Genomic DNA, 20176 nt, shown 5'->3' with positions numbered 1-20176 from the left:
GACAGGGAGAAAAAGTCGCCCTGCCCTCGCTGACATTGTTCGGCATAGGCGACGGACGCGCCTTCTCAGGCATATCTGAACGTCCATCTGCCGTCGAACGGCCCCGAGGCTTTCGCCGCGGCCAGGCCGCCGCGGCCAGTGCGATGACGAGTAATGCGGCTGCGGCGCGATGCCAACTCGGGGGACGTGGGGCCTGCGCATCGGGAGGGGCGGGGTTAGGTCAGTGGATTCTCTTTAAACGGCGGGGAGAAGTCCAGCGCTTGTTCATCGACTCAATCGGACCCGGGCTCACGCGCGCGGGAAGGGCAATCAGGGTGCGGCGCCACGCTTTGAAATAACCGCCTCGGCAAGCTCCGTCATGCCATGCCGAGTCAACGTGACCCAGCCTACGTTGAGCGAAGGCTGATTTTGAAAAGAGCGAGGCGATTGGCAAGTCGTAGGTGGCGGAACAACTTTTCCCTTTTACTGCTTCTATTTTTTTCAGGCACTCAAAAAGTAAAATCGGCAATCCGATGAATGATAGATTCAACCCGAAACAGTTACTCAAAACACCTAAATCGCTTACATTCACTAAGAAATTTCAGCGGCTATGCTCGAGCGACATCAGCTCTTCCGTCCTTATCGTGCAACGCACGGACGGGGAGCGCTGAAGCCACATCTTGGCAATGTCCCGCACGTTCCCAAGCTACTCGCGAGCCAACGACGTACATCCGGTTCTTCGCACGCGAAACCATCACATTCAGTATGTTAGGTGTCTCTCCGGCCCATCTCCGAGCACCTTGCTGAGCTGCCATGGGGGCTCCCATAACTGCGATAACGGCTTCAGCCTCTTTACCTTGAAACGTGTGGATCGTTCCGATCCGGTCCTTCAACCAATCCTTGGCATCAACGCCGAACTGCGCAAAAAGGTCATCGCGCTCGGACAGGAGGCGTCGCAATTCAGCGGCAACCAGACGGAATGGCGAGATGATGTAAATATCGGGCTGCCGCACATCGGCAGCAGCGAGTTTCTCTAGAAGAGCAACCACCAGTCTCCCTTCGTCCGGGCACCATTTCGATGAAGCAGTACCATTGACATCGAACCAGCTCGATTTGCCGAGTATCTTTGCAATCGCGCCTTCCGTCGCATTGCCAGCCGCATAGACCATCTGGCCATCGTACGCAATCTTGTTGGAGATTGAGAACATCGGCAGCTGACAGCGCCGGTGAACCAGGAGAGGGAAACCGACCTGCCGGTTACCAACATCTCCGCGGAACTGAGCCTGATACGGAGAAGCAGCATCCGCAATAGTTTGCACGGATGCTTGCGGCGCTGCCCATTCGGCGTGCGAAACCCGAAAGTAATCACAGATTCCCATTACGAGCCGCTCAGGCAGCGATACAACCGGCGGAATCTGCAACGGATCTCCTACAACAATTACCTTGCGAGTCCGCATCAGGGCACCTACTGCTGCCTGCGGCGTCGCTTGTCCCGCCTCATCAATAAGCAGGTATCCGAGGCTTGCTGGAGGCACATCTCCCAACATCCGGTCAACCGATGCGAATGTCGTCGACACAACGGGAACGACAAGAAATAACGTGGCCCATAGGTCCGGGAGCAATGCCTTCTTTTCATCACTCTTGAGGGCACCGGATTGCATCGCCCCCATCAGCGCCCCTAGATTATGCGAAATCTTTTGAGCCGCAACGTTCAAGAATGCCTGATGCACCTCCATCGCAATCGCGAACAACTCTTCGCGCTTCCGGTGCAGTGACGCCGGCACCCAGGGTGACGAAAGATTCCAATCATCGTGGCTTTGCTCGAAAAACGCGTCATCCACAAGGGATACACCGAGTCGATTTCGCTGGTCCGTCACCTGAGCCTCCAGCGTCGACACGGTCGTCGTGGCCTCACGATGCCGCGTTGTAGCACCCAACAAAGCCGTCGATGCGATATTCAAGGCATCGAAAGCGGCCCGATGTTCACGAGTTGCGTCCACCAATGCTTCGCTCGCAGCGTCTTTTGACTCCTCGATGGGTCGATAATTGGATAGCCATTTCTGGTAACGCTGCGTCTTTAGGATCCGTGCAAAAAAGTTTGGACGCTGGCTAAAGAAAGCCACGCGCGCTTGCTCCAGGTCTGCCAGGGCAGATTCGGCAGATTGCAACGCCACTTTTTTCTGTGCAACAGTCTGTTGACAGTCGAGGTCCACCGATGTGGCTATCTCCCATGCGGCCCTCACTGCAGCAGCTTTTTTTCGAGCCGCGGTCAACTCAAGGCAAAGTCTGCGAACACTTTCGAGTTCCGCTAGTTCCTTCAGAACGGATGCATGCAACGTCGAAAACGAATGACGTACTTTCTGCCACTGTTTTCTCGCGACTTCTGGCGTGGGAGGGTGCTCCTCCACCACGATTGTCGGGACTACCCTGGATACAACATTCCCGTCATCGTCCCGAATCTCCCGGAAGACTTGGTCTCCCCTCGCAGCCTTGAGGTAGAGCCGCAGGCTCTTGTCGTCATCCCACCAGATTGCCTGCTGAAAAAGGCCACGGTTCGTCGCATTGCCGAGAACAGCCGCGACCAATCCCCACGTCGGCTCACCTTCGATGAATTCACCGTCGTCCGATCGACTTGCTTGAAGGCGGTCTGAAACCGTTCGCAAGTATCGCAGGTCAGTTCCGACGGTTTTCCGGGATGGAAGCTCTTTGCTGACGTTTTCAACAGCCTTGTTGTTACTCGATGCGACGACTACCTCGTGTCCCCTCAGTGATTCCGCGACGCGATAGAGATTGAAAAATGCCCGCTCCCCCGCCGCGATTTTCTGTCCCGACGGACTGAACGCGGCAACCGGGTCGTCGAAAGCGACCATCGCCATCGCACGGTCCAGTACGCATCCGGCAACGATGTCGCGCAGAAGCGTGGTCTTGCCGGTACCAGGCGGCCCATTCACAGCAACGATTCCGTCGCTTGCGCCTCGGAGCGTACTCCGGATTCCGTTCACGGCTGCCTGCTGCAGGGTCACAAGCGGAAAGCCGCCCGGAGCGGGCCATTTTGCTGCGGGTATCGCTGCCGGAGCCAGCAACGCCTCCAGCGCGGGGCGATCACTCAGCAGGTCTGGCCCCTTGACGACCGCTCTCAAGCCCAGGAAGCGGGACAGTACTTCCCCGGACTGTCCCGACCCGACAAGTTTCGCAGCACGCCCCAGGTCAGTGAGGTAAAAGGAATTCAACAAATCAACTTCTGGCGAGGAGCGGGCTTTGAAATGGTGATAAACCCGTAGCGCAAATGATGGCGGCTCGATAAGGTCTTGCGGCAGTTTCAAACCGTCGACGAGCCATTGATATGCCTCGTTCATCATCTGCCACGTCAGCGGCATCGGTCGCCCCTCAGCATCGACTCTCCGAAGGCGCCTGGTAAGGCTTTCGACAAGCCTTGACTCGATATCGGTCCACTGGCCCATGCGTGCAAATTCACTGTCGAGCGCAACGGGTAATGCCCAGGCAAAACTTGAGACGGCCACGGATTTGTCCTCGAGCAGGATGCCGTTTCTGTCGACAAGCACTGCGGCAATGGCCGCTTTCTCACGATCGCGCGCGCTGCGTTCTTCATTCTCACCAAATGTCTCGACGAGTCTTTGCGTCGCCCTGTCCATCACAACGCTTCCCAAAACAATTTGGTAGAACAGTTGGTATTTGGGCCGGGACCGTTCGCCTTTCACCCACGGCAAGCTTTCCTGGTCCAGCGCTACAACACACCGTTGGTCACCACTTGCCAAGTCTGCGGGACGACGATAAGTTTGAGGCGATAATGCTTCCATCGCAATCCAGCTGGTCAGAATCGCCGCCGGCTCATCATTCGACCGTTCCAACCGGTGCCCGGAAATTTTGGAAGACACTTGTACTCTTTCCGCTCGCGAGTCGAAATCCTCTCGTTGAGTCCAGCCCGCTCTAGACGAATTTCCTTTGCTTGCGGCACGCTCGTCCGGGTTCTCACCTTCGTTGAGGCCACGGTCTGAAGTTTCGCGATTTTGCAGCGAGGATTCGATGCGTTGCAAAAGAGCTGCCGCACGCGCCGTGCTGCGATGGTTCAACTCGTCCCTGAGTAACCGCTTGAGCTTATCGTCAGCCTGTGCCGCGACAAACAACGCCTCCAGCTCAACGATACTTCGGTCGAAATAAGGTCTTTCCTCTGTCATGGCCCGGGGTAGGTAATGTTCCTTTTCCTAAATTCTAAGGGAAAGTTCGCGCCAGGCTTCCAGCAACGATTTATTTCATCCAATACCTGGCGATTCATATCGTGTTCATACCACCGGCTTGACCTATAGTAGGTCTACTATTTTTTCAACGTAATACAACCATTCCGGCAGCAGTTTTGCCCGCTGGCCGCGAATGGCAGCTTCCGGCTGGTTAACACTCTCCCCAAAGCAACCCACGCCAGCCTCCACTCCACCTCACAGCGCCCCCGCCACCTCCCCACCCCATCTCTTCTCTCCCACCTCCGCCAGCACCACGCAATTCCGCCCGTTGGCCTTCGCCGCGTAGAGCGCGGTATCCGCCCTCGCCATGACCTCGGCCAGCGTATCGCCGGCCCCGATCTCCTCCACGCCGGCGCTGAACGTGCAGGCGACGTCCCCCGCCGGCGCGCTCGCCACCGAGGCGGCGACGATCGCGCGCAACCGGTTCGTCAGGCGCGCGGCCTCCTCCCTGCCGGTGCGCGGCAGCAGCAGCGCGAACTCCTCGCCGCCGATCCGGCCCAGCACGTCGCCGTGCCGCGTCTCGTGCGCGATGGTCAGGGCGACGTGCGCCAGCGTCTGGTCGCCGGCCGCGTGCCCGTGGCGGTCGTTGATGCGCTTGAAGTCGTCGATGTCGAGGATCACGATGGACAGCGGCGATTGCGCGGCCCGCGCCGATTCGAGCAGCGCCTCGCCCCGCGCGATGAAGGCGCGCCGCCCGAGCAGGCCGGTCAGATCGTCGATGGTGGCGAGGCGCTCCATCCGCTCCATCAGCCGGTCGTGGGCCAGCATCACCATGCCCACCGACAGGCACGGCAAGCTCAGCGTGGCCATGCCGAGAAACGCGAGGTTGAGTGGCGTGGCCGTCAGGAACGCCGTTTCATGCACGACGCCGAAGCCGTAGGCCGCGCAGCGGATCGCGTGGACCAGCGCCCCGAGCACGGCGACCACCGACACGAAATCGTAGCTGTACCTGGGCCGGCCCGCCGGCCGGTGCCGTTGCGCGAGCCAGGCGATCGCGAACCGGACGTAGGCGAGGAAGCCCGACACCAGCGTGACGCGCGCGTCGACGTCGGGCGACAACCAGGTCCAGTAGGCGAGCCCGGCCAGCAGCAGACCGAACGCGCCGTACTCCCAGTTCACCGAGGCGCGCAGATGGAAGAAGCGCCGGAAGCCGTGCAGCGCGACGAGCGAGGCGGCCACCAGCAGCACGCTCGCGCCGGCCACCACGCTGTCCGAGCGGCGCAGCAGCAGCAACGCGGTGGCGGCGCCCAGCAGGCCCACCGCCACGCACCAGTGGCGCACGCCCGGGATTCGTGCCTGCAGCAGCGAGCCGAGAACGGCGGCGCTCATCAGGCAGAACAGGGTCGCTACGCCGATAAGCGCGGTCGGGGTGGACATGGCAGCGTGACGGAGGGATCCGATCCATGAAGGCCTCGGGCGTGACACGGGATCGTGCGCCTGCCTCCACGCAAAGCGCATATCGTACCGGAAGATATTTCAGTGCCGATGCATGCGCCGGGTAAAAATTTCGACGGAGTACACGGAAGGGGGCACGGTAAGCCCGCTGTCGGCGGGCGCGTCGCCGTGATGTGCGGACCTGGCCGGCGAACGGCATGAACGGCGGGGAATGTGGATGCAGATACGGATGCGGATGCGGCGGCGCACCGGCCGCCGCGTCCGCGTCAGTTCACGGCCAGCGCCGCGCCTTCGGTCACGCCGTGCTCCACCGCCTGCGAGAGCCGCCGGTAGCGCGCCAGCGCCCACAGCGGGAAGTACGCCGTGTAGCCGTGATATTTGAGGTAATAGATGCGCGGAAAGCCCGGCGCGTTGTGCGAACGGTGCCACCAGAAGCCGTCGCCCTGCTGCACCGACAGCAGATAGCGTATGCCGCGCTGCACCGATTCCGACTCCCAGTCGCCGAATGCCATCTGCGCGAGCAGCGCCCAGGCCGTGAAGTTCGACGCGCTCTCGCCGCCATTGGCGCCGGCCAGCGCCGGATCGAGGTAGCTGTCGTTGGTTTCGCCCCAGCCGCCGTCGGCGTTCTGGCAGGCGCGCAGCCACGCGATCGCGCGCGCGATGTAGGGCTGCGAGGCGCTCTCGCCGGCCAGCGCGAGGCCGGCCAGCACGCTCCAGGTGCCATAGATGTAGTTGGTGCCCCAGCGGCCCCACCAGCAGCCGTCGGCGCGCTGGGTGCGCTTCACGTAGTCGATCGCGCGCGCGAGCGCCGGCTTGTCCTCGTCGCGGCCGGTCACGCCGAAGCAGAGCAGCACGCGCCCCGACACGTCCTCGGTGGGCGGGTCGAGCAGCGCGCCGTGATCGGCGAACGGGATCAGGTTCAGGTAGAGCCGGTCGCAATCGGCGTCGAACGCGCCGAAGCCGCCGTTGCGCGATTGCAGCCCGCGCATCCAGTCGAGCCCGCGCGCGACCACCTGCGCATACGGATCGGTGCCGGTGGTGCGCGCGAGCAGCCGGCCGCGCTGGTGCAGCATCGCGGCCACCACGGCGCTGTCGTCGATGTCGGGGTAATACGGATTCTCGTACTGGAACGCCCAGCCGCCCGCCGGCGTGTCGGCCGGCGCGTTCTCGATCCAGTCGCCGCGCACCTGCGTCACCTGCTTGCCGGCGAGCCATTCGTAGGATGCCGCGATGCGCTGCTGCAGCTCCGCTTCGGAGACCTGAGGATCGCCGCGCGTGTCGGGCACCGCGCGCGCCTGTTCGAGCGCCATCGTGCTCCACGCCGTGTCCCACACCGGCGACAGGCACGGCTGGCAATAGACGCTGCCGTCGGGCCGCTCGACCAGCAGCTTCTCGAGCGCGTTCTCGCAGTCGTGGCGCAGCGGGTGGTCCTCGGGATAGCCGAGCACGTCCATCATCTGGTAGCTGTAGACGATCGGCGGGAAGATCCCGCCCATGCCGTCCTCGCCGTTCATGCGCTCGGCGCACCACGCCTCGGCATGGCGGATCGCGCGGCGGCGCAGCGCCGCCGGGATCAGCGCATCGACGGGGCGCAGCACGCGGTCGATGGTCAGGAACAGGTTGCGCACGAAACCACCGCGCGCGAAGTAGCGACGCTCCGCTTCGGGCGCAGTCACGAACAGCTCGCGGATCGACACGCCGTGCGGGTTCTTCGCGCGCGCCTTCAGCGAACAGAGCACCAGCAGCGGCACCATGGTCGTGCGCGCCCAGTAGGCGATCTTGTACATCGAGATCGGCACCCACTTCGGGAACAGCACGAACTCCACCGGCATGAACGGCGTGGCGCGCCACGGCACCTGGCCGAAGGTGGCGAGCAGGATCCGCGTGAACACGTTCGACTTCGCCGCGCCGCCGAGCGAGAGGATCGTCTCTCGCGCGCGCGCCATGTGCGGCGCGTCCTCGCTGTCGCCGGCCGCCTTCAGCGCGAAATAGGCCTTCACGCTGCACGACACGTCGGGCGCGCCGTCCACGTACAGGTCCCACGCGCCGTGCGTGGCGAGCCGCTGGATCTCGCGCAGGTAGCGCGCCATGCGTGCCTGCCGCGCCTCGTCGATCTTCCCCATGAAATGCATCATCAGGATGTATTCGGCGGTGATGGTGGCGTCGGATTCGAGCTCGAAGCACCAGCTGCCGTCGGCGCTCTGGCGCTGCGCGAGCGCATCGCGGCCGCGCAGGATCGCGGCGTCGAGCAGGGACGGGAGGGGAAGATCGGAATTTTTCATCGGCCGGATCATACCATCCGGCCGGATTGTTCTGCGTGCAGAAACGTCGATGGTAAGATGCGCGCATGAACGACACCCGGCCTCCCGCGCCCGGCATGCCGCCCGCCCCGGCGGACGCCGCGCCCGCCCCCCAGCAGTCCGCGCCGGATCCCGCGCCCGAGCGCGCCGGCGCGTCCGCTGCCGCCGGCGCCGCTTCTCCCTCCGATTCCGCCCACCCCGCCGACGACACGCGCGGCAGCCGCCGCAAGAAGGCGCCGGCCCACGTCCGCTCGGAATTGCTGCGGGCCGCCGCCGACATCGCCACCGAGCACGGCGTGCAGGCCGTCACGCTCGAGGCCGTGGCCGAGCGCGCCGGCGTCAGCAAGGGTGGCCTCCAGTACCATTTCCGCAGCAAGCAGGCGCTGTTCGACGCGCTGTTCGCGCAGACCCTCGAACGCTTCGAAGCCCAGATGAAGACCTCGATCGCCGCCGATCCGCATCCGGGCGGCGCGAACGCGCGCGCCTACCTGCACGCGGCGATGAACGAGACCACGCCGGCCGCGAGCACGAACCTGCTGCGCGTGCTGGTGTCGTCGATGATGACCGACCCCGACGCGCGCGAGCGCTGGGCCGCGCCGATGCGCGAGCTGTCGCGTCCCGATCCGCTGCCGCTCGAACAGGCGGCCACGCTGATGATCTGCCGGCTCGCCGCCGACGGGCTGTGGATTTCCGAGCTGCTCGGCTACCAGAACCTCTCGCCGGCGCTGCGCGACGAGATCGTGCGGCAGCTCGAGGGGATGACGGCGGGGCAATGATCGCGGGGAAAGGATCACGGCGGGGCGCCTGCCCCGCCTCCCGGGCCGCCTGCCGCGTGCGCTAATATTGTAGAAAATATGCGGGCACCCGCCCGGGCGCCCGCATCGTGATCGACCTTCCACTAATCGACAATGCAAAACAAGCGGCCCGGACTGGGTCATATGACGCGGGCGGAGGCGGCGGCTGACGAACTGAGGCGCAGGATTCTCGCCGGAGACATCGCCGAAGGCACCCAGCTCAAGCAGGACGCGCTCGCCGCCGAATTCGGCATCAGCCGCATTCCGCTGCGCGAGGCGCTGGTCCAGCTCGAAAGCGAAGGCCTCGTCCGGATCCTGCCGCACAAGGGCGCGATCGTCGCCGAGTTCTCGATCGACGAGATCACCGAACTGTTCGAACTGCGCGCGCTGCTCGAGCCGATGCTGCTGCGCAAGTCGGTACCCCACCTGGTCGCCGACGATTTCGCCGCGATCCAGCAGGTGCTCGACGCGTTCAGCGACGAGCTGCACGCGAACGCGCCGGCGCGCTGGGGCGAACTGAACACGCAGCTGCACCAGCTGCTGCTGTCGCGCGCGAACCAGCCGAGGACGGCCGGCATCGTCCATTCGCTGCTGCAGCAAACCGATCGCCACACGCGCGTGCAGCTTTCGCTGACCGCGCAAGGCGCGGATCGCGCCGAACGCGAACATGCCGAACTCGTCGAGCTCTGCCGGCAGCGCGATGCCGAGCGTGCCGCGGCCTTGCTGAAGGCGCATATCGAGCACGTCGGCGACGAACTGAAACGTTTTCTGGAATCACGGCGCGGCGCCTGAACGGCGCCGGCATCGGGACGCGGGGCGAAGGCGGGGCAGGCGTTCGCCGCCCCGCTCGTCCGGTCCGCCGGCTCACGGCGGCGGCCCTGCGTTCGGGCCGCGTCGCTCACCTTCATCTACCTCATCGCCTTCACATTGCGCGGCCGCCGGGCGACGGTCGCGCTGCCCACCCCGCGCGTCAGGCGCGTTCGAGATCGGCCGACCACGAGCGATACCACTCGCGGAACAGCGCGTACTGCTTCTCGGCGTAGTTGCGCTGCGCATCGCTGAGCACGTCGGTTTCGTTGAAGTGCAGCGTGTACTCGGTGTCGCCGTTCAGCACCATCAGGTACTTGTAGTACAGCACCAGGTCGGTGCCCTCGTCGAACGACGACAGCACGTTCAGCGCCGCTTCGAGCTCCTTCGCCTGACGGCGCGCGAGCGCATCGCCGGCCGCTGCCCGCTTGCTGAGCGCCACCAGTTGCAGGACCTCGCGCGGCAGCGCGTTGCCGATGCCGGTGATCGCGCCCGTCGCGCCGCAATTGACGAAGCCGTGGAACACCTGCGTGTCGACGCCGGCCATCAGGATCACGTTGTCGTCCTGCGAGGTGATGTGCTCGGCCGCGTAGCGCATGTCGGCCGCGCCGCCGAACTCCTTGAAGCCGACCAGATTCGGGAACTGCTGGCGCAGCGCGAAGAACAGGTCGGCGCGCGTGGCGAAGCCGTAGTACGGGCTGTTGTAGATCACCGCCGGCAGCGCCGGCGCGGCTGCCAGGATCGCCGAGAAGTGGGCCTTCTGGGCCGCCGGCGAGGAGCCGCGCGACAGCACGCGCGGAATCACCATCAGGCCGTGCGCCCCCACCTTCGCGGCGTGAGCGGCGTGCGACACGGCTTCCTTCGTGTTCACGGCACCCGTACCGACGATGGTCGGCACGCCGGCGGCCACCAGGCGCGCCACGCCTTCCTGGCGCTGCGCCTCGGTCAGGAGCGGCCAGTCGCCCATCGAGCCGCAATACACCACGGCGCGCATGCCGAGGTCGATGAGTTCGCGGCCCTTCCTGACCAACGCGTCGAAGTCGGGCGTGCGGTCCTGCTTGCAGGGGGTCATGAGGGCCGGAATGGTCCCTTCGAAAACGTTGGTGGTCATTACAGGTTCCTGAAAGTTCGGTCGGACGGATTGAACATCACACGAAACCAGCCTGGGACGAACCGCGCTCCGGGCGACTGAATTCGATGTACGTATATTTTATACAATGTCAAAAAAGCTGAGAAGCCCCTGATGCGAATCGGCTGGACATCGGCCCGGACATCGCCCGGCATGCCTGCCCGCCGCGCCTTCGCCGCCGCGCGAGTTCGGGTAAAGTCTTCGCTTTGCGCGCGGGCCGCCGCCGCTCGCGCGTCGCCTTCCCGCCTTCCCGCCTTACTGCCGCCTCCGGAGCCCGACGATGCCGCACCCGATCCCGTTCACCACGATCCGCGCGATCGCCTTCGATTTCGACGGCGTGATCCTCGATTCGGTCTGGATGAAGGTGAACCTGTTCCTCGAGTGCTACGAGGACTACGGCAGGCCGCTGATGCCGGCGCAGCGCGCCAAAATGCTCGCGCACCTGACGCATCACGGCGGCGTCGGCCGCGTCGCGAAGTTCGCCCACTACGAAAGCGCGATCTTCGGCCGCGAGCCCGATCCCGAGGTGGTGGCCACGCTCGCGCGGCGCTACAGCGAGCTGTTGATGCCGCGCATCGACGCCTGTCCCGAGCTGCCCGGCGCGCGCGCGTTCCTCGAACGGATGCAGGGCCGGCTGTCGCTGCACCTGATCTCCGGCACCACCGACGACGACCTGCGCCACATCACGCAGCGGCGCGACTTCGCGCGCTACTTCCGCACCATCGCGGGCTCGCCGACCACCAAGCCGGTCGCCTTCGCCGACGTGCTGCGCCTGGGCGGCTGGCAGCCGGCCGAGGTGCTGGCGATCGGCGATTCGTGGACGGAGTTCGACGCGGCGCGCGAACTGGGCATGCCGTTCGCGGGCATCGTGGCGCCGGGCGAGCCGAACCCGTTTCCGGATTCGGTGCCGGTGTATGCGGACAGGGCCGCGCTCGACGCGGCCTGGGAAGCGGCCGACGCGGCGGCGCGCTGAGGCCGGTCCTTTCGATGAAGGCGGCTGAGTCGATCAAGGCGTCGGGATCGCACCGGCGCTACGACGCGGCACGCTGACGATGCGGCGCATCACCCGCGCCGCCTCGTCCACAACGCGCGCCGCGTCGGGCCTCAGGCGCGCCGGGCGTCCGTGCGCGCCTCGATCGCGCGCACCACGGCGGCCATGTCCTCGCCGCCGTGCCCGAGCTTCAGCGTCTCGGTATACAGCTCGAAACAGGTGTCGAGCAGCGGCGAGGCGAGGTTCGCGTTGCGCGCGGCCTCGGCGGCGAGCCGGTTGTTCTTCAGCACGTCGGCGATCGACGCCTGCACCTCGAAATCCTCGCGCACCAGCTTGTCGATCTTCACGCGCGAGACGGCGCTCGCCATCGGCCCGGCGTCGAGCACGGTCTGGAACTGCTTCATGTCGAGCCCGTAGAAGCGCGCGAGGTGCGAGGCCTCGGCCACCGCGGTCACCATCGGGATCAGGAACGTGTTGACCGACAGCTTCATCAGCAGCCCCGTGGGCACCGGCCCGCAGACCACGGATTCATGGCACATCGGCTTGAGCAGCGGGCGCACTGCCTCGACGTCGGCCGGCTCGCCGGCCAGCATCGCCACCAGTTGCCCGGCCTCGGCCGGCTTGCGCGAGCCCGACACGGGCGCCTCCACGTAACGGCCGCCGGCCGCGCGGATATCGGCGTCGAGGCCGCGCGAATATTCGGCCGACACGGTGCCCATGTGGACGATCAGGTGGTCCGCCACGCGCCGCGCGAAATCGGGCGTGCCGCGGCCGAGCACGGCGTCGAGCGCCTCGTCGGTCGCCATCATCAGGATCACGGTGCGTGTGTCGCGATAGACCTCGTCGACCGATCCGGCGACTTGCGCGCCGGCCTCGGCCAGCGCCGCGCAGCGTTCCGGGGAACGATTCCAGACGACCAGCGCGGTGCCCGCGCGCGCGAGGTTGAGCGCCATGGGTTGCCCCATCACGCCGATGCCGATGAATCCGACTTTCATTGAGTGTCTCCGTATCTTCACCATCGCTCGTGGCGATGGCCAGGTGGGGATGGTTGCGGGTTCCGCTCACGATGACGCGCAACGGCAAACGGCGGGCGGCCGGGCGATGCGCCGGCCCGATGCTGTCGAGCCTGCGATCGCACGGCCGCCCGTGGCGGACCCGGTCCGGGCGGCGGCGATCGGCCGCGCGCGCCGCCCAGTGTATCTAAATCGCCGCCACCTGTGCGGCCGCCGCGTAGCGGCTCTCGCGGTACGGCAGCCCGAGGTGGTCGCGCAGCGTCGCGCCGCGCAGCACCGGGTCGAAGTAGCCGCGCGCGGTCAGCACCGGCAGCACGTGGCGGATCATGTCGTCGAGCCCGAAACCCACCACCGGCAGCCCGAGCATGAAGCCGTCGGCCGCGCCCTCCTCGACCCAGCGGATCATCTCGTCGGCCACGCGCTCCGGCGTGCCGATGAACGCTTCCGAGGTGCCGATGTTCGAGCGCCGCGTGGCCACTTCGTAGGCCACCTCGCGCAGCGTCAGCTTGCGCTCGCGCGCGAGCCGCTTGATGTTGTCGGTGGTCGAGCGGAACCCGTCGTTGCCGAGTTCGCCGATCTCGGGGAACGGCCCGTCGAGCGGATAGACGCTGAAATCGTGCTGCTGGAAGAAGTGCCCGAGATAGGCCAGCGCCTCCTTCGGCGAGAGCAGGTCGCGCACCTGGCGATAGCGCTCGTCGGCCTCGGCGTCGGTCGCGCCGACGATCGGCCCGATGCCGGGAAACACCTTCACGTGCTCCGGATCGCGGCCGGCCTGCGCGGCGGCTTCCTTGACGCGGCGGTAGAAGGTGCGCGCGTCGTCGAAGGTGCCGCCGTTCGAGAACACCGCGTCGGCATAGCGCCCGGCGAACTCGACGCCGTCGCCCGACGAGCCGGCCTGGAAGATCACCGGCTGGCCCTGCGGCGAGCGGCGGATGTTGAGCGGGCCGTCCACCGAGTAGTAGCGGCCGCGATGATCGAGCCGGTGCAGCCCGGCCGGATCGAAGAAGCGGCCGGTGGCGCGGTCGCGCACCAGCGCGTCGTCGTCCCAGCTGTCCCACAGGCCCTGCACCACGTCGATGTGCTCGGTGGCGATCTCGTAGCGCGCGGCGTGGTCGGGATGCTCGCGGCCGTAGTTGCGCGCGGTGCCCTCGAGCGAGGACGTCACCACGTTCCAGCCCGCGCGGCCGCGGCTGATCAGGTCGAGCGAGGCGAACTGGCGCGCCACGTTGAACGGCTCGGCATAGGGCGACGACACCGTGCCGACCAGCCCGATCTTCGTGGTCAGCGCGGCGAGCGCGGACAGCAGCGCGATCGGCTCGAAGCGGTTCAGGAAGTGCGGCGCCGATTTCTCGGTGATGAACAGGCCGTCGGCGATGAACGCGAACGCGATGCCGGCCGCCTCGGCCGTGCGCGTGCGCTCGGCGTAGAACTCGAAGTTGACGCTCGCGTCGGGCGGCACGCTCGGATGCTTCCAGGCGTTCATGTTCGCGCCCGGCCCCTGGATCAGCACGCCGAAATTGATGCGTTTCTTTTGCATGACGAAGCTTCCTCGCAAAGTGGGAAAGACCCGCGCGGGGCGCCCGGATGCCTGCCGGCGCCGCGCGGGAGAGGGTTCGATCCGGCGGCGGCGCCGCGCGGCGGCGGGGCACGCCGGGAAGGCGGGCTCGCGGCCCCGGCCCGCGCGGCGGCCATGCCTTGCCGCGCGGGCCTGCTCGGGCGGGTCGGACGCCGCGCGACGCGCCCGGGGGCCGCGCTTGCCTTCGCGCGTGCCTTCGCACCTGAACCCGCGCATGCAGCGGCCCGCGCGCGGCGTGCCACGGCCGCGCCCGGCCGCACGAGCGGCGCCAGATGCACCGCGCTCATGCGCCGAGCCCGCTCGCGGCGGCCGGCCCGCCGTTCTGCCACAACAGCGGCGCGACCGATTCGGCGGCCGTCACCGCGTCGACGCGCCCGATCACGAGATCGTGGCTGCCGTAGCCGTACATCACGTCCACCCGGCACAGCAGCGTGGCCTGCGCGCCGCTCAACACCGGCAGCCCGCGCGCCTCGCGCCACGCGCCGAACGCGAAGCGCGCCGCATGGTCGAGCTTGCCGCTGAACGGCGCGATCAGGTCGGCCTGGCGCGCCTGCAGCAGGTTCACCGAGAAGCGCCGCGTGCGCGCGAGCGGCAGGTAGACGCTCGCGTTGCGATTGATGCAGACCACGATCGCGGGCGGCTCGGTGCTGAGCGTGCTGAGCGCGGTGGCCGTCATGCCGTAGCGCGCGCCGTGCTCGCGCGTCGCCACGATCGACACCGCGGCGGTGAGCCGGCGCATCGCATGCCGGAACTGGCGCGCGAGTTCGGCCTCGTCCCGCGCGTCGCGCCCCGTGCCGGACGGCTCCGGCGCCGGGGCCTGCCGCGCGGCCGCGCCGTTCGCAGCGTGGTTGGCGTGGGCGGCATGCGCGACCTTGGCCGCATCGGCCGCCCCCACCGCGCCGGGCCGCGCGCGTCCCGGCGCCGGCGCGGCCACGGCCGCCTCGAGTGCGGCGCGTATCGCGCCGTCGGTTTTTGCGTTGCTCCATGGGCTGGCCATCGTGTCTCCTCGTCGTGTCGGTTGGTTGGAAGCGGCGCCGCGCCGCTCAGCTCTTGAGCACCGAGTACATCAGCGTGCCGGAGAACATCAGCAGCACCAGCGAGGCGCCGCGCAGCAGCGTCGAAGTGCGTTCGGCCCAGGCGCGCCGCGACGTGATCAGCCCGCCGAGGCACGACCAGCCGACGCCGATCGGCGCGAGCACGATCAGGAACAGCGCGAACGCGGTCAGGTAGACGTGGACCGAGCGGAACGCCTCGACCGGAAACAGCGTGCTCGCGAACAGCAGCGCCTTCGGGTTCATCAGCGTGGCGACGAACTGGTCGCGAAAGCTGATCGGCCTCACGTCGGCCACTTCCGCCAGCACGCGGCTGCGGGTCCACATCTTCAGCGCGAGGTAGAAGATATAGGCCGAGCTCGCGAGCTTGACGATGTCGTAGAGCCACGGCCGCGTCGCCGCGAACGTGCAGAGGAACAGCCCCCACACCGACACCGCCGCCAGGTAGCCGAGCGCCTCGGCGATCACGAGCGGCCAGGTCCCGCGCAGCCCGACCTTCAGGCCCGACGACAGCAGCAGCGTATTGGTGGGGCCGGGCACGACGAGCACCAGCGAGACGTACATCAGCATCCGTAACAACGCATCCTGGAGCGGCACGATGCCTCCTCGATCGGATCAGGATCAGATAACGGGTTGAAGGGTTGAAATAACGGGAGCGGCACCGCCGCGTCAGCCGCGCGCCGGCTCGGCCGGTTCGCGTTCGAAATAACGGTTGCCGTCCGGTTCGAGCCAGTCCGAGCGCGGCGGCGTGAAGATGTCGAGATCGACGGCATCCTCGAGGCACAGCGCGTTGTGCGGCAGGTTCGCGGGCAGATGCAGGATGCCGCCCGGGCCGACCTCGGCCTCGTGTTCGAGCCGCTCGCCGTAGCGGAACAGCAGGCGGCCCGACAGGATCACCGTGAACTGCTCGTTCGGATGCGAATGCGTCGCGACGAACGCCCCCTTCTTCATGAACAGCTTCGCCATCATCAGCGCGTCGCCGTTCACCACCTGCCGCTCGATGCGCGGCGTCAGCACCTCGCGCTCGATGCCGTCCCACGTGCCGTGGCCGTGTTCGTTGAGCCCTGCCATGTCGTCTCTCTCCCGGTTGGGGTGGATCGCTTGTCGAATGCCGGCGCCGCGCCGCTCAGGCGGACAGCTCGCGCGCGGTTTCCTGGCGCCGCGCGGCCTGCTGCGCGTCACGCGCGCGCGCGAGCCGGCTCGCCTCCTCGGTGATGATGTCTTCCTGCCCGGCCACCAGCTTGCGTTCCGCGAGCCGCCGGTACAGCTCGAACTCGTTCACGCCGAACTCGAGCGCGGCCTTCTGGATGTGCGGCACGTAGCCGGAAAAGAGACCGTAGAGGCCGCTGGCGATGTTGGCGGCCGGGATGTGCGGCGTCTTCGGGCTCAGGAACGCGTCGGACTCGCGCGCGAGCAGCGTCACGCGCTCGAAGCTGGTGTTGGCCGCGTGCCCCTCGCGTTCCATCGCGGCCACCAGCGTTTCGAGCTGCGTGTTGCCGGCGCCGGCGCCGAAGCCCTTCACGCAGGCATCGACGATGGTGGCGCCCTCCTCCAGCGCGACCAGGCTGTTGGCCACCGCGAGGCCGAGGTTGTTGTGGGCGTGGAAGCCCACCGCCACCTCCAGCTCGCCCACCAGCAGCCGCACCTTCTCGCGCACCAGCGAAGGCGTCGAATAGCCGGCGCTGTCCATCAGGATCACCGCCTGCGCGCCGTAGCCCTGCATCAGCCGCGCCTGCGCGAGCAGCACGTCGGCCGGCGCCATGTGCGACATCATCAGCACGCCGAACGCGGTGCGGCCGGCCTGGCGTGTCTGGTCGATGAAGCGCCGCGAGACGTTGGCCTCGGTGCAGTGGGTGGCCACGCGCACCACGTCCACGCCGGTCTCGATCGCCAGCTCGATGTCGGCCGACTTGCCGAGGCCCGGGATGAAGTGCACGCCGAGCCGGCTGGTGGTGAGCGCGGCGCGCGCGGTCTCGAGCATGGCGCGGTCGTCGATCGGGGTCTGGCCGAGCAGGCACGACGAGCCGCCCAGGCCGTTGCCGTGGCCCACTTCCACGATGTCGATGCCGGCCGCGTTGGCGGCGCGCGCGTAGTCGGCGATCTGGGCGCTGGTCAACTGGTGGCGGATCGCGTGATTGCCGTCCCGCAGCGTCGCATCACTGATGAGGTTCATTGCGTGGCTCCTGAGCGAAGGGTTGCATGGCGGTGCGTGGCTACCGCGAGCGCCGCGCAGTTGATGATGTCGAGGTTGCCCGCGTACTCGGGCAGGTAGTCGCCGCGCCCGCGCACGGTCAGGCTCACGGTGATGCGCCCCTGGCTTTCGAGCGGCTGCACCACCAGCTGATAACCGGGCACGTACTCGCGCACCTGCTCGGCCATCGCCTCGATGCGCGAGCGCACCCGGCCGAAGTCGCGGTAGCGCGCGTGCGCGTACAGCGTGGTCTGCATCTGGATGCCGGGCTCGGCCGGATTGATGTTGAGGATCGCCTTGGTGCGCTTCGCGCCGCTGAACTTCGCCAGCGCGTATTCGGTGGTGGTCTGGTATTCGTTGATGTTCTCGCGGGTGGCCATGCCGGCGCTGCGCGAGGCGATCGCCGAGACCACTTCCAGGTAGTCGATCTCGTCGACGGCCTGGCGCAGCGCGTAGGCGAGCGGCAGGCTCGCCTGGCCGCCGCAGGTGATCAGGTTGACGTTCTGCACCGCGTGCGTGTCGGGCAGGTTGATGCAGGGCACGCAGAGCCGGCCGACCTTGGCCGGCGTCAGGTCGATCGCGAACTTGCCGGCCTCGGCGAAGAAGCGGTTGTGCTGCGTGTGCGCGGCCGCCGAGGTGGCGTCGAACACGAGGTCGTAGGCGTCGGCGTTGGCCCGCAGGAAATCGAGCCCGTCGCTCGAGGTTGCCACATGGCATTCGCGCGCGAGCCGCAGCCCGTCGCTGTCCGCGTTGCGCCCGACCACGAACGCGAGATCGAACTGCTCGCACGCCTTCACCTTGAACATCAGGTCGATGCCGATGCTGCCCGAGCCGAGGATGGCGACACGGGTGCGTGCGGTGCCGGCGGCGCGGACCTGGCGCTCGGCACGGGTGGATCGGTTCTTCATCTGCCGTTCTCCTCGATCTGTTGGCGGGCGGCCGTGTGGCCGTGCTGCACGGACTGGTCCGCCGACACCTGCGCCAGCGCGCGGCGCAGTTCGGCCAGCACGTCCGGCTCCTCGCTGTGCAGGAAAAAATGGTTGCCGGGAAAGCGCACGTAATGGATCGGGCCGGTGGTCTCGGCGCGCCAGCCTTCCACGCCCTCGTCGCTGACTAGCCCGTCGTGGGTGCCGCGCAGCACCAGCAGCGGGCACGCGAGCGGCGCCTCCTCGGTGTAGTGGTAGAGCGCCGAGATGGTCAGGTCCGCGCGCAGCCGCGGCATCCACAGGTCGCGCATCGACGGCTCGTTGATCAGTTCCTCGGGCGTGCCGTTGTAGTCGCGCACGGTGGCGAGGAACACCTCGTCGGGCAGCGCCTGGATGCCGGCGTCGCGCCACAGGTAGCGCGGCGCGTTGCGCCCCGACGCGACGAACAGGGCCGGCTCGGCGTGGCCGCGCGCGCGCAGCAGGCGGGCCAGGTCGAACGCGATCAGCGCGCCCATGCTGTGGCCGAAGAACACGAACGGCAGGTCGAGCCAGTCGGGCACGCACTCGGCCAGCGCCTCGACGATCGGCGTCGCGCTCTCGAACAGCGGCTCGCCGAGCCGGTACTCGCGCCCCGGCAGCTGCACGGCCACCAGTTCGACCCAGTCGGGCAGGCCGCCGCGCCACGAGCGGAAGATCGAGGCCGTGGCGCCGGCGTAGTGGAAGCAGAACAGGCGCAGCCGCGCCGGCTGGCCGCTCGCCGCCGGATGCACGATCAGCCAGGGGGATTCGTCCACTTGCGCGCTCATGCCCGCACCTCGTCGCGCGACGGCACCGCCACCGGCACCGTGGTGAGCCAGTTCCACTTGTCGGCGTGAGTGCCGCGCACGATGCCGAAGTAGCGGTCCTGGATCGCCTTGGTGACCGGCCCGCGCGCGCCGTTGCCCACCGGCATGCGGTCGATCGAGCGCACCGGGCAGATCTCCACGGCCGTGCCGGTGAAGAAGATCTCGTCGGCGAGGTACAGCATCTCGCGCGGCAGGCTGGTCTCGGTGACGGTGTAGCCGAGGTCGCGCGCGATGCGCATCACGCACTGCCGCGTGATGCCGCTCAGGATGCTGCTGCCCACCGACGGCGTGAAGATCTCGTTGCGATGCACGAGGAACACGTTCTCGCCGCTGCCCTCGCTGATGAAGCCGTGCCCGTCGAGCGCGATGCCCTCGCTCAGGCCGTTCTCGCGCGCCTCCATCGCGATCGCCTGGCCGTTGATGTACTGGCCGCCGATCTTGGCCATGGTGCTGGCCGCGCCGGGGCCATGGCGCCGCCAGCTGCTGACCTGCACGTCCACCCCGCCGGTCAGCGCGGCCTCGCCCAGGTAGGCGCCCCACTTCGTGGTGGCCAGCAGCGCCTCGGCCGGATGCGAGCGCGCGTCGAGGCCGAGCGAATCGCCCGCGCCGCGATAGACGAGCGGCCGGATATAGGCCGCGCGATGGCCGTTCGCGCGCAGCGTCTCGGCGCTCACCTCCATCCACTGCCCGACCGTGAGCGGCGACGGAATGCGCGCCACCTTGCAGCTGAACAGCAGCCGCTCGTAGTGTTCGCGACCGCAGAGGATCGCCGCCTTGTCGCCGATCTCGTAGGCGCGGATGCCTTCGAACACGCTCGTGCCGTAGTGCAGCGCGTGGCTCATCACGTGCACCTGCGCCCGCTCCCACGGCAGCAGCTCGCCGTTCTTCCAGATGTATTTCGCGTTCATCGCCGCTCGTCTCC

Annotated in this window: 16 protein-coding genes; 3 read left to right on the top strand and 13 right to left on the bottom strand. The window is 67.3% G+C overall.

Annotated features, from left to right (window positions below; translation table 11 throughout):
• Positions 1-587 precede the first annotated feature (587 nt).
• The 3 genes from BpN12_RS01240 to shc all read right to left on the bottom strand — a co-directional run bounded on the left by BpN12_RS01240 (position 588) and on the right by shc (position 7924).
• Entirely contained in the window at positions 588-4175 is a 3588-nt protein-coding gene (locus BpN12_RS01240; protein WP_246793475.1) for a DEAD/DEAH box helicase, read from the bottom strand.
• Between the two features lie 255 nt (positions 4176-4430).
• Positions 4431-5612 (bottom strand): GGDEF domain-containing protein, encoded by a 1182-nt coding sequence (locus BpN12_RS01235; RefSeq protein WP_246793474.1) that lies wholly within the window; start codon positions 5610-5612, stop codon positions 4431-4433.
• 284 nt (positions 5613-5896) lie between these two features.
• Entirely contained in the window at positions 5897-7924 is a 2028-nt protein-coding gene (shc, locus tag BpN12_RS01230) for a squalene--hopene cyclase (RefSeq protein ID WP_246793473.1), read from the bottom strand.
• A 53-nt stretch (positions 7925-7977) separates the two neighbouring features.
• Here shc and BpN12_RS01225 point away from each other — a divergent pair, with 53 nt between their 5' ends.
• Together BpN12_RS01225 and BpN12_RS01220 are read left to right on the top strand one after the other, a co-directional pair.
• Positions 7978-8706, top strand: coding sequence for a TetR/AcrR family transcriptional regulator (locus tag BpN12_RS01225; protein ID WP_246793472.1), 729 nt, complete (start codon positions 7978-7980; stop codon positions 8704-8706).
• Between the two features lie 132 nt (positions 8707-8838).
• Positions 8839-9516 (top strand): GntR family transcriptional regulator, encoded by a 678-nt coding sequence (locus BpN12_RS01220; protein WP_246793471.1) that lies wholly within the window; start codon positions 8839-8841, stop codon positions 9514-9516.
• Positions 9517-9694: 178 nt separating this feature from the next.
• On the opposite strand, the gene BpN12_RS01215 is transcribed toward BpN12_RS01220, so the two are convergent.
• Positions 9695-10642 carry a dihydrodipicolinate synthase family protein gene (locus BpN12_RS01215; protein WP_246793470.1) on the bottom strand — a complete coding sequence of 316 codons (948 nt, stop codon included), beginning with the start codon at positions 10640-10642 and terminating at the stop codon, positions 9695-9697.
• 298 nt (positions 10643-10940) lie between these two features.
• Between BpN12_RS01215 and BpN12_RS01210 the strand changes: the two genes are divergently transcribed.
• Positions 10941-11633 (top strand): HAD family hydrolase, encoded by a 693-nt coding sequence (locus BpN12_RS01210; protein ID WP_246793469.1) that lies wholly within the window; start codon positions 10941-10943, stop codon positions 11631-11633.
• 131 nt (positions 11634-11764) lie between these two features.
• On the opposite strand, the gene BpN12_RS01205 is transcribed toward BpN12_RS01210, so the two are convergent.
• The 9 genes from BpN12_RS01205 to BpN12_RS01165 form a co-directional block, all read right to left on the bottom strand.
• Positions 11765-12697, bottom strand: coding sequence for an NAD(P)-dependent oxidoreductase (locus BpN12_RS01205; RefSeq protein ID WP_280529136.1), 933 nt, complete (start codon positions 12695-12697; stop codon positions 11765-11767).
• A 154-nt stretch (positions 12698-12851) separates the two neighbouring features.
• Entirely contained in the window at positions 12852-14201 is a 1350-nt protein-coding gene (locus BpN12_RS01200) for an LLM class flavin-dependent oxidoreductase (protein WP_246793467.1), read from the bottom strand.
• A gap of 322 nt (positions 14202-14523) precedes the next feature.
• The gene (locus tag BpN12_RS01195) at positions 14524-15237 is read right to left on the bottom strand and encodes a flavin reductase family protein (RefSeq protein WP_246793466.1); all 714 of its coding nucleotides are present in this window, start codon (positions 15235-15237) and stop codon (positions 14524-14526) included.
• 46 nt (positions 15238-15283) lie between these two features.
• Complete coding sequence (locus tag BpN12_RS01190) at positions 15284-15862, bottom strand: LysE family translocator (RefSeq protein ID WP_425306320.1); 579 nt, start codon at positions 15860-15862, stop codon at positions 15284-15286.
• A gap of 99 nt (positions 15863-15961) precedes the next feature.
• Complete coding sequence (locus tag BpN12_RS01185; RefSeq protein ID WP_246793464.1) at positions 15962-16363, bottom strand: cupin domain-containing protein; 402 nt, start codon at positions 16361-16363, stop codon at positions 15962-15964.
• A 55-nt stretch (positions 16364-16418) separates the two neighbouring features.
• A complete protein-coding gene (gene dmpG, locus BpN12_RS01180) occupies positions 16419-17465 on the bottom strand; it encodes a 4-hydroxy-2-oxovalerate aldolase (protein WP_246793463.1) in 1047 nt (348 codons plus the stop codon).
• The gene (locus tag BpN12_RS01175) at positions 17462-18391 is read right to left on the bottom strand and encodes an acetaldehyde dehydrogenase (acetylating) (protein WP_246793462.1); all 930 of its coding nucleotides are present in this window, start codon (positions 18389-18391) and stop codon (positions 17462-17464) included. The genes dmpG and BpN12_RS01175 overlap by 4 nt, the downstream gene beginning before the upstream one ends.
• A complete protein-coding gene (locus BpN12_RS01170) occupies positions 18388-19215 on the bottom strand; it encodes a thioesterase II family protein (protein WP_246793461.1) in 828 nt (275 codons plus the stop codon). Before BpN12_RS01170 ends, BpN12_RS01175 begins: the two co-directional genes overlap by 4 nt.
• Positions 19212-20162 carry a branched-chain amino acid transaminase gene (locus BpN12_RS01165; protein WP_198255757.1) on the bottom strand — a complete coding sequence of 317 codons (951 nt, stop codon included), beginning with the start codon at positions 20160-20162 and terminating at the stop codon, positions 19212-19214. Before BpN12_RS01165 ends, BpN12_RS01170 begins: the two co-directional genes overlap by 4 nt.
• Positions 20163-20176: the final 14 nt, after the last annotated feature.

The sequence above is a fragment of the Burkholderia perseverans genome (genome assembly GCF_022870505.1).
In the GTDB taxonomy this organism is placed as follows: Bacteria; Pseudomonadota; Gammaproteobacteria; order Burkholderiales; family Burkholderiaceae; genus Burkholderia; species Burkholderia plantarii.
This window is presented reverse-complemented; position numbering and strand designations above follow the sequence as displayed.

Coding starts and splice junctions, on each gene's coding strand:
- shc (WP_246793473.1), bottom strand. CDS start 7,924: ATGATCCGGCCGATGAAAAATTCCGATCTTCCCCTCCCGTCCCTGCTC.
- BpN12_RS01175 (WP_246793462.1), bottom strand. CDS start 18,391: ATGAAGAACCGATCCACCCGTGCCGAGCGCCAGGTCCGCGCCGCCGGC.
- BpN12_RS01225 (WP_246793472.1), top strand. CDS start 7,978: ATGAACGACACCCGGCCTCCCGCGCCCGGCATGCCGCCCGCCCCGGCG.
- BpN12_RS01195 (WP_246793466.1), bottom strand. CDS start 15,237: ATGGCCAGCCCATGGAGCAACGCAAAAACCGACGGCGCGATACGCGCC.
- BpN12_RS01210 (WP_246793469.1), top strand. CDS start 10,941: ATGCCGCACCCGATCCCGTTCACCACGATCCGCGCGATCGCCTTCGAT.
- BpN12_RS01170 (WP_246793461.1), bottom strand. CDS start 19,215: ATGAGCGCGCAAGTGGACGAATCCCCCTGGCTGATCGTGCATCCGGCG.
- BpN12_RS01185 (WP_246793464.1), bottom strand. CDS start 16,363: ATGGCAGGGCTCAACGAACACGGCCACGGCACGTGGGACGGCATCGAG.
- BpN12_RS01220 (WP_246793471.1), top strand. CDS start 8,839: ATGCAAAACAAGCGGCCCGGACTGGGTCATATGACGCGGGCGGAGGCG.
- BpN12_RS01190 (WP_425306320.1), bottom strand. CDS start 15,862: ATGCTGATGTACGTCTCGCTGGTGCTCGTCGTGCCCGGCCCCACCAAT.
- BpN12_RS01240 (WP_246793475.1), bottom strand. CDS start 4,175: ATGACAGAGGAAAGACCTTATTTCGACCGAAGTATCGTTGAGCTGGAG.
- dmpG (WP_246793463.1), bottom strand. CDS start 17,465: ATGAACCTCATCAGTGATGCGACGCTGCGGGACGGCAATCACGCGATC.
- BpN12_RS01235 (WP_246793474.1), bottom strand. CDS start 5,612: ATGTCCACCCCGACCGCGCTTATCGGCGTAGCGACCCTGTTCTGCCTG.
- BpN12_RS01215 (WP_246793470.1), bottom strand. CDS start 10,642: ATGACCACCAACGTTTTCGAAGGGACCATTCCGGCCCTCATGACCCCC.
- BpN12_RS01165 (WP_198255757.1), bottom strand. CDS start 20,162: ATGAACGCGAAATACATCTGGAAGAACGGCGAGCTGCTGCCGTGGGAG.
- BpN12_RS01200 (WP_246793467.1), bottom strand. CDS start 14,201: ATGCAAAAGAAACGCATCAATTTCGGCGTGCTGATCCAGGGGCCGGGC.